Annotated in this window: 7 protein-coding genes and 1 pseudogene; 5 read left to right on the forward strand and 3 right to left on the reverse strand. The window is 75.0% G+C overall.

Features of this window, described 5'->3' with window-relative positions; all coding sequences use genetic code 11:
- Positions 1-308, reverse strand: a pseudogene (locus HCJ92_RS19700) (hypothetical protein); the annotation flags it as partial.
- Positions 305-1,063, reverse strand: coding sequence for an alpha/beta hydrolase (locus HCJ92_RS19705; protein ID WP_167934953.1), 759 nt, complete (start codon positions 1,061-1,063; stop codon positions 305-307). The pseudogene HCJ92_RS19700 and the gene HCJ92_RS19705, both read right to left, overlap by 4 nt.
- A 317-nt stretch (positions 1,064-1,380) precedes the next feature.
- On the opposite strand from HCJ92_RS19705, the gene HCJ92_RS19710 reads away from it, so the two are divergent.
- From HCJ92_RS19710 to HCJ92_RS19720, 3 genes are read left to right on the forward strand one after another with little or no spacing between them, the layout of a single operon-like run.
- On the forward strand, positions 1,381-2,169 hold the full coding sequence (locus HCJ92_RS19710; RefSeq protein WP_167934958.1) for a lysophospholipid acyltransferase family protein: 789 nt from the start codon (positions 1,381-1,383) through the stop codon (positions 2,167-2,169).
- Between the two features lie 46 nt (positions 2,170-2,215).
- The gene (gene macS / locus HCJ92_RS19715; RefSeq protein ID WP_420824746.1) at positions 2,216-3,418 is read left to right on the forward strand and encodes a MacS family sensor histidine kinase; all 1,203 of its coding nucleotides are present in this window, start codon (positions 2,216-2,218) and stop codon (positions 3,416-3,418) included.
- Complete coding sequence (locus HCJ92_RS19720; protein WP_167934954.1) at positions 3,415-4,128, forward strand: response regulator; 714 nt, start codon at positions 3,415-3,417, stop codon at positions 4,126-4,128. The genes macS and HCJ92_RS19720 overlap by 4 nt, the downstream gene beginning before the upstream one ends.
- Positions 4,129-4,386: 258 nt before the next feature.
- Here HCJ92_RS19720 and HCJ92_RS19725 read toward each other — a convergent pair whose 3' ends face one another.
- A complete protein-coding gene (locus tag HCJ92_RS19725; protein WP_167934955.1) occupies positions 4,387-6,372 on the reverse strand; it encodes an anthranilate synthase family protein in 1,986 nt (661 codons plus the stop codon).
- Positions 6,373-6,646: 274 nt separating this feature from the next.
- On the opposite strand from HCJ92_RS19725, the gene HCJ92_RS19730 reads away from it, so the two are divergent.
- Complete coding sequence (locus HCJ92_RS19730; RefSeq protein ID WP_167934956.1) at positions 6,647-7,996, forward strand: class II 3-deoxy-7-phosphoheptulonate synthase; 1,350 nt, start codon at positions 6,647-6,649, stop codon at positions 7,994-7,996.
- A 174-nt stretch (positions 7,997-8,170) separates the two neighbouring features.
- Positions 8,171-8,354, forward strand: a 184-nt coding sequence (locus HCJ92_RS19735; protein ID WP_167934957.1) for a (2Fe-2S)-binding protein, incomplete at its 3' end; no start/stop codon positions are given.

Consider the following 8,354-nt stretch of genomic DNA (forward strand, 5'->3'; position numbering starts at 1 on the left):
CCCTCGCGGGTGCCGCCGGTCGTCGGGCCGTCGGCGTCCCCGGAGGCTGCCGTGTCGGCCGTCCCGGCGGCGTCCGCACGGGCCGCGGCGGCGGAGCCGCCCGAGCCGTGGTCGGGTACCGCGTCCGGGTGCCACACCCCGGGGACGAGGCCGTCCCCGTCACGCTCCTCGCCGGTCTCGCGCGGCGGCTCCGGCGCATCCCCCGGGGCTCGGGGGGCCTCGCCGTACCCGGCCACGATCTCCGCCCAGGCCGCTTCCTCGTCGAGCGGATCGCGGCCGTCGCCGCGCTCCTTGTCACGTTCCGTCACGTACGGCCTTCCCGTGTCGTCAGCCGGCTGATGAACGCATCGGTCTCCTGGTGGATGCGTTCCGCGTCATGGTCCAACGTCGCGACGTGGTAGCTGTCTTCCAGCACGACCTCGGTGACGTCCGTGGACGACACCGCGCCCAGCACGACGGCCGAGTCCGAGGGTGGCACCACGTGGTCCACCCGGCTGTGCAGCACCAGCAGCGGCTGGGTCACCTGGGGCAGGTCCCCGCGCAGCAGCCGCGTGAGCTGCCGCATCGCGTTCGCCGCGTGCAGCGGCACCCGCTCGTAGCCGCCCTCGACTCCGCCCCGGGCGATGTCGTCGGTGATGCCCCGGGTGGTGGGCACCACGTGGCGCAGGGCCGGGAGCACCCAGCCCTTCACCCGGGGGAAGGAGGCGGCCGGGTTGACGACGACGACCCCGGCGACGCTGTCGCCGTGTCGTGCGGCGAGCCGCAGCGCCAGCGCGCCGCCCATGGAGAGCCCGACGACGAAGACCTCCTCGCAGCGTTCCCGCAGCAGCCGCAGCTCGCGGTCCACGCTCGCGTACCAGTCCTGCCAGCCGGTGCGCTGGAGGTCCTGCCAGCGGGTGCCGTGGCCGGGGAGCAGCGGCAGGGAGACGGTGTGTCCGCGCGCCGCGAGGTGCTCGGCCCAGGGCCGGAGCGAGAGCGGGCTTCCCGTGAACCCGTGGCAGAGCAGGATGCCGGTGGCCGAACCCTCGCGGGTGAAGGGTTCGGTGCCGGGGACGAGCTGCATGGGGCGGCTCCGTTCGGTGGCCTGGGCGGTGCCGGTGCGGTGCTGGTCGTGCCGCCCGTCTCCGGGCGGCGCGGGCACCGCTGGACGCACCGGCGGGCGGCGGTGTCCGGCGTTCGGTACCGGGTACCCGGTGGTGCGCGGGGCGGTGCCCACTCACCCTAGAACGTTCGCGCCCTGTTCGGCAGAGAGGCCGCCCACGCGTCCGCCCGCGGGCGTCCCGCCGTCCGAGTGCCGTACGGACGCCGACGCCGGGCGGAAAGCCCAGTAAGGTCGTGCCCGGAAGAACACAGGAGGTTTCCGGGGTGTTGTACGGCACGATGAAGATGTCCGTGGGGGCGGGGCTCAAGGTCGCCTTCCGCCCCTGGGTGGAGGGCAGGGAGCACGTCCCCTCGCAGGGGCCGGCGATCCTGGCCAGCAACCACCTCTCCTTCTCCGACTCGTTCTTCCTGCCGGCGGTGCTGGACCGGAAGGTCACCTTCATCGCCAAGGCGGAGTACTTCACCACCCCCGGGGTCAAGGGGCGGTTGACCGCCGCCTTCTTCAAGGGCGTCGGGCAGCTGCCCGTCGACCGCTCGGGGGCGCGGGGCGCGGGCGAGGCGGCGATCGCCAGCGGCATCCAGGTGCTGGAGGGCGGAGAGCTGTTCGGGATCTACCCCGAGGGCACCCGGTCGCCCGACGGCCGCCTGTACCGCGGGAAGCCCGGCGGGCTCGCGCGCGTCGCCCTCGCCACCGGAGCCCCCGTCATCCCGGTCGCCATGATCAACACGGAGAAGATCCAGCCGCCCGGGAAGGTCATGCCGAAGCTGCTGCGTCCCGGTATCCGGTTCGGCAAGCCGCTGGACTTCTCGCGCTACCAGGGGATGGAGGGCGACCGGTTCATCCTGCGCTCCATCACCGACGAGGTCATGTACGCCATCATGAAGCTCTCCGGCCAGGAGTACGTGGACATCTACGCCACGGCGGCCAAGCGCCAGATCGAGGACGCCGCCAAGGCGCAGGCCGAGGTCGAGCGCGCGGAGAAGGCCGAGCGCCGCTCCTGGGAGCGGGCGGAGCAGGACCGGCTGGAGGAGCGGGCGGCACGCAAGCGGGAGACGCCGCCGGCCTGAGCCGGCACCGAGGGGCGCCGGTCGGCGCGGGGCGGGGAGGGACGAGGTGCCCGAGCAGCGGGAGCAACCCGCGATGTCGGTGGAGCGCCCGCTGTGGCGGGCGCTGACGGGGTACCGGGCGATCACCACGGTGTACGCCGTGGCGCTCCTCGTCTTGGCCTGGGGCGACTACACCGACGGCGGCCGTCCGGCCGTCGCCGCCGGCTATGTCGCGGTGCTGGTGGGGTGGACGGCGCTGACCATCCGTCGGACCCTGGGCGCCGACCGCTGCACCCCGGCGTTCCTCGCCGGGGACCTGACGATCGCGGTGGCCGGGATCCTCCTCAGCCCCATCGCCGACCCGGCCGACGCCGTCACCCCGACGCTGCCGTCGATCTGGGTCGCCGGCTCGGTCCTCGCCTTCGCGGTGAAGGCCGGCTGGCGTTGGGCCGCGCTGACCTCGGCCGTCATCGGCGCCGCCAACCTCGCCACCGCCGGGTTCGGCCGCGCCACGGTCCACAACGTGCTGCTGGTGTGGCTGGCGAGCATCGCCATCGGGTACGTCGTCGAGGTCGCCCGCGCCAGCGAGCGCACACTGGCCCGGGCGCTGCGGATCGAGGCCGCCACCCGGGAGCGCGAGCGGTTGGCCCGCGACATCCACGACGGCGTGCTCCAGGTGCTCACCATGGTCCGGCGCCGGGCGGACAGGGCCGATCCGGCCGCCGCCGAGCTCGGCCGCCTCGCCGGGGAGCAGGAGCAGGCGTTGCGGCGGCTCATCCACGGCGGCCCCCCGCCCGGCGAGGAGCCGCTCCCGGCGCCACGTGCCGCCCCGGAGGCGGCCCCCGGGCCGCCGCACCCGGAGGGCGCGGGCGAGGCGGACCTGCGTGCGCTGCTGGCCCGACGGGCGTCCGACCGGGTCACCTTCTCGGCCCCGGCGGGCCGCGTGCCGCTGCCGGCCGGCGCGGCCCGTGAGCTCGACGCCGCGGTCGGCGCCGCGCTGGACAACGTGCGGCACCACGCAGCCGGTCCGGACGGCGCGGGCGGCCGGGCCTGGATACTGCTGGAGGACGAACCGGGGGAGGTCGTGGTGACCGTGCGCGACGACGGACCCGGTATCGCGCCCGGCCGGCTCGCCGCCGCGGAGGCGGAGGGCAGGATGGGGGTCTCGCTGTCGATCCGCGGTCGGCTGCGGGAACTCGGGGGCACCGCGACCTGGGAGTCGGTCGCGGGCCAGGGGACGGAGGTCGAGCTGAAGGTGCCGAAGCGATGAGTGGGACGGACGCGACACCCGCGGGGAGCGCGGCGCGGGCGGGTACCGCGCTGCGGGTGATGGTGGTCGACGACCACCCGATGTGGCGGGACGCCGTCGCGCGCGACCTGGCAGCGGCGGGGCTCGACGTCGTCGCCACCGCAGGGGACGGGCCGCAGGCGGTGCGTCGTGCGCTGGCGACCCGGCCCGAGGTCCTGGTGCTGGACCTCAACCTGCCGGGGCTCCCCGGGGCGGAGGTCTGCCGGCGCCTGGCGGGCGCGGCGGGCGGGACCGCACCGAAGGTGCTCGTGCTCTCCGCCAGCGGCGAGCAGGCGGACGTGCTGGAGGCGGTGAAGGCCGGTGCGACCGGCTACCTGGTGAAGTCGGCCGGGGCCGCCGAACTGCTGGACGCGGTCCGCCGTACCGCCGCCGGCGAGCCGGTGTTCACCCCCGGGCTCGCCGGGTTGGTGCTGGGGGAGTTCCGGCGCCTGGCCTCCGCCGGCCCGCGCCCGGCTCCGGCCCGGGAGGCCGCGCCGCAGCTGACCGAGCGGGAGACCGAGGTGCTGCGGCTGGTTGCCAAGGGACTCACCTACCGCCAGATCGCCGAGCGGCTGGTGATCTCCCACCGCACGGTGCAGAACCACGTGCAGAACACCCTCGGCAAGCTCCAGCTCCACAATCGGGTGGAGCTGGTGCGGTTCGCCATCGAGCGGGGGCTGACGGCGGACTGAGCGGGCGTTCCGAAGGCACTGCCCGATGACCCGCCGATGACCCGCCCGATGACCCGCCCGGCCCGCGTCGCGGCCCGGGCCGCCCGCCGCGTCGTCGGAAGCGCCCGGAGGCGCCCCGGGACGAGCGCGCCGCTCCGCCGTGCGCCGACCGCGTCCTGCGCCACGGCGAGCCGGTCCGGAGCGGGTGCACGAACGCGCTCCGGACCGCCGGGCCCGCCGGGGTCGGCGCCGCCCCCCCCGATCTCCCTGCCCCGCCGTTCAGCCGGCCGGTACCCCGGTTCGCCGCGCAGCCGCGGTGAGGAGCTCGTCGAGGATGCGAGGGCCGTCCAGGGTCAGCACCGACTCGGGGTGGAACTGCACCCCCGCGAACCCGGGTCCGCGCAGCGCGAGCACCCCGTCGCCGTCCTCGTCACGGGCCACCGCGACGCCCCGCGCCGCGAGTTCGGCCGCGGTGGTGTCGTCGCAGCGTGCCGTGAACGAGTTGTAGAAGCCGACGGTCTCGCGTCGGCCGAACAACTCGATCCCCCGCTGGAGCCCCTGCGCGGGCGCGGGCAGCCGCGCCACCCGCAGCCCGAGGGCCGAGGCGAGGAGCTGGTGGCCGAGGCAGACACCCACCAGACCGCCGCGGTGGCGGGTCAGCAGATCGGCGGCGAGCCGCCGCAGCTCCCCGATCCGCCGGTCGGCGGGGTCCGCGGGGTCGCCCGGCCCCGGCCCCAGGACCACCGGCCCGCGGTGCCCGGCGGGGAGTCCCGCGAGTCGCCGTACCGGGACCACCCGGACCGGTCGGCCCGTAGCGCGCAGCACGTGGGCCAGCATCGTGGTGAAGTCGTCCTCGGCGTCCACCACCAGCACCTCGGCCTCCGCCGCCCGGTGGGAAGCGTCTGCGGGCGCGTCCGTGCCGTCCGGGCCCTGCGGGCGCAACCGCAGCCAGAACGGCGCGAGACCGGCGCGGCGCGCGTCCAGCGCGGCGCGGACCCGCGGGTCGGCCGTGGACGACGGAGCGCCCGCGCGGGCCGCCGCACGGCCCGGGCGCACCCCCAGCGCGGTGAGGACCCCGGCGGCCTTGGCGTGCGTCTCGGCGACCTCCGCCCACGGGTCGGAGCCCCGCACCAGCGTGGCGCCGACGCCGACCCGCAGCCGTCCGGTGGCGGCGTCGATGTCCGCGGTCCGGATCAGGATCGGGGAGTCCAGCGTCCGCGCCCCGCCCTCGTCCCGGCCGAGCAGGGCGAGCGCCCCGGCGTAGTAACCGCGGCCGTCGGCCTCGTGGCGGCTGATGACGCGGCAGGCGTTGCGGACCGGCGAGCCGGTGACCGTCGCCGCGAACATCGTCCTCCGCAGCACCTCGCGCGGGTCCAGCGTGGTGCGACCGCGCAGTTCGTACTCGGTGTGGGCGAGGTGGGCCATCGGCACCAGCCGCGGGCCGATGACGGTGCCGCCGCCGTCGGCGACCGCGCACATCATCTTCAGCTCCTCGTCCACCACCATCGACAGCTCGTCCCGTTCCTTGCCGTCGGCCAGGAACGTCAGCAGTCCCTCCGGGTCCGGGCCCTGCTGCGGGTACCGGTAGGTGCCGCTGACGGGGTTCATCACCACGGTGCCGCCGGACGTCCGCACGTGGACCTCCGGTCCGGCGCCGACGAGGGTGCGGCGTCCGGTGTGCACCACGAAGGTCCAGTAGGCGCCGCTCTCGGCCGTGAGCAGCCGCCGGAACAGCACCAGGGCGTCGGCCGGGCGGTAGCCGTCGACGCTCCCCCGGAACGTGCGGCGGATGACGAAGTTCGCGCCCTCGCCGGTCGCGATCTCCTCGTCGAGGACCCGCCGCACCGTCCGGGCGTACGCCTCGTCGTCGAGGTCGAAGCCCTCGTCGCGGACCTCGACCGCGTGGTCGGGCAGGAGGGGGAGCAGCTCGTCCACCGGCAGCTCGTGCACCTCGTGGGGGAGCAGCACCGTCAGCGGTGTGCCGTCGTCCACGACGTCGAAACCACGTTCGGTGAGCTGCCGGAACGGGACCAGGGCGAGCGCGCCGAGCCGCTCGCCGGGGCGGTCCGGGATGTCGGCCAGCCGCTCCAGGTCACGGACCGGCCCGGTCATCACCTCCACCGTGTCCGCGTCCCGGCCGGGAGTGCGGCGGCGCAGCAGGGCGAACGGGGGAGCGTCGGGTGAGGTGAGCCGTCGCAGCAGCGCGGCGACGGGACCTCCGGTCGCGTCGGGCGCCGGGAGGTCGGGGGTGGCGGCAGGTGGCATCGGGTTCCCTCGCGTGGGCGGGGCCGCTGCGGGGGCGAGCCATGGCCGTCCGGGAACGACGACGGCCGCCCCTCGGGGCGGCCGTGGCGTCGGTGTGGACGAACGCGCGATCAGTGGGCCGCCGGAGGGACGGTCCACCACCAGGTACGGGTCGGCTGCGCGAACATGCCCGGGAGCATAGCGCCGCCGGGGTGGTGCGCGCACCGCGAGTGGCGGTCATCTCACTCCCCGGGCGGAGCGCGGGGAGGATGCCTCGCGCCGCTAACCTGACAAGGTGACCGTGAACGCTGACATCAGCACCCCCAGCGCCACCTGGCGTGACCTTCCCGCGGCGCAGCAGCCTGAATACCCGGACCAAGAGGCTCTGCGCGCGGTGACCGCGGACCTCGCGTCCTATCCTCCGCTCGTCTTCGCGGGCGAGTGCGACCAGCTGCGCGCCCGACTGGGAGCCGTCGCCCGGGGCGAGGCGTTCCTGCTCCAGGGTGGGGACTGCGCCGAGGCGTTCGACCAGGTGAGCGCCGACCAGATCCGCGCCAAGCTGAAGACGCTGCTCCAGATGAGCGCCGTGCTGACCTACGCGGCGGCGGTGCCCGTCGTCAAGGTCGGGCGCATCGCAGGCCAGTACTCCAAGCCCCGCTCCAAGCCCACCGAGCGCCGGGACGGCGTGGAGCTCCCCTCGTACCGGGGCGACTCCGTGAACAGTCCGGAGTTCACCGTCGAGGCCCGGACGCCGGACCCGGAGCGGCTGCGCCGGATGTACCACTCCTCGGCCGCGACCCTGAACCTGGTCCGCGGCTTCACCACGGGTGGCTACGCCGACCTGCGGCAGGTGCACGCCTGGAACCAGGACTTCGTGCGCAACTCCGCCTCGGGGCAGCGCTACGACGCGTTGGCCCGGGAGATCGACTCGGCGCTGAGCTTCATGAAGGCGTGCGGCGCCGACCCGGCCGAGTTCCACAGCGTCGAGTTCTACGCCTCCCACGAGGCGCTGCTGCTGGACTACGAGTCGGCCCTGACCCGGGTGGACTCCCGGACGGGCAAGCTCTACGACGTCTCGGGCCATATGGTGTGGATCGGGGAGCGGACCCGCCAGCTGGACGGCGCCCACATCGAGTTCGCCGCGCAGGTGCGCAACCCGGTGGGCGTGAAGCTCGGGCCGACGACCTCCGCCGAGGAGGCGCTGACGCTGATCGACCGGCTCGACCCGGAGCGTGAGCCGGGCCGGCTCACCTTCATCACCCGCATGGGTGCCGACCGCATCCGCGATCGGCTGCCCGAGCTGGTGGAGAAGGTCACCGCCTCCGGTGCGCAGATCGCCTGGGTGTGCGACCCGATGCACGGCAACACCTTCGAGGCCGCCTCGGGGTACAAGACCCGCCGGTTCGACGACGTCCTCGACGAGGTCAAGGGCTTCTTCGAGGTGCACAAGGCGCTGGGCACCCACCCGGGCGGCATCCACGTGGAGCTGACCGGCGACGACGTCACCGAGTGCGTCGGCGGTGGCGACGAGATCTTCGTCGACGACCTGCACCAGCGCTACGAGACGGCCTGCGACCCCCGGCTCAACCGCAGCCAGTCGCTGGACCTGGCGTTCCTCGTGGCGGAGATGTACCGGGCGCAGTGAGCACGGCCCCTCGTCACCGCCCCGGGTGAGGCGAGGCAGGGAGCGGGGGCGGGACGCGGATCACACCGATCCGCGTCCCGCGCCCCTTTCGTGCCACTCACCCCGTGGGTAAGGTTAGGTTTACCTCACCCGCCCGTGGTGGGGTCTTCCGCGACCGCACCCCGGAGGTGACCGGTGTTCGTCTGCTCGTGCTTCGGCATCACCGAGCAGCAGGTCCACGACCACGTGGCCGCCGGCGCCGGTACCCCCCGCGAGATCGCCGCCCGCTGCAAGGCCGGCACCGACTGCGGCTCCTGCGTCCGCCGGATCCAGGGACTCCTCGGCCGCGCCGCGCCCTGTGGCCGGCGCGCCGCCGGGG

Source organism: Streptomyces spiramenti (assembly GCF_012034385.1).
Lineage (GTDB): Bacteria > Actinomycetota > Actinomycetes > Streptomycetales > Streptomycetaceae > Streptomyces > Streptomyces spiramenti.

Excerpts from the sequence above, each read along its gene's own strand:
- HCJ92_RS19705 (WP_167934953.1), bottom strand. The coding sequence starts at position 1,063 with ATGCAGCTCGTCCCCGGCACCGAACCCTTCACCCGCGAGGGTTCGGCC.
- HCJ92_RS19710 (WP_167934958.1), top strand. The coding sequence starts at position 1,381 with ATGAAGATGTCCGTGGGGGCGGGGCTCAAGGTCGCCTTCCGCCCCTGG.
- HCJ92_RS19720 (WP_167934954.1), top strand. The coding sequence starts at position 3,415 with ATGAGTGGGACGGACGCGACACCCGCGGGGAGCGCGGCGCGGGCGGGT.
- HCJ92_RS19725 (WP_167934955.1), bottom strand. The coding sequence starts at position 6,372 with ATGCCACCTGCCGCCACCCCCGACCTCCCGGCGCCCGACGCGACCGGA.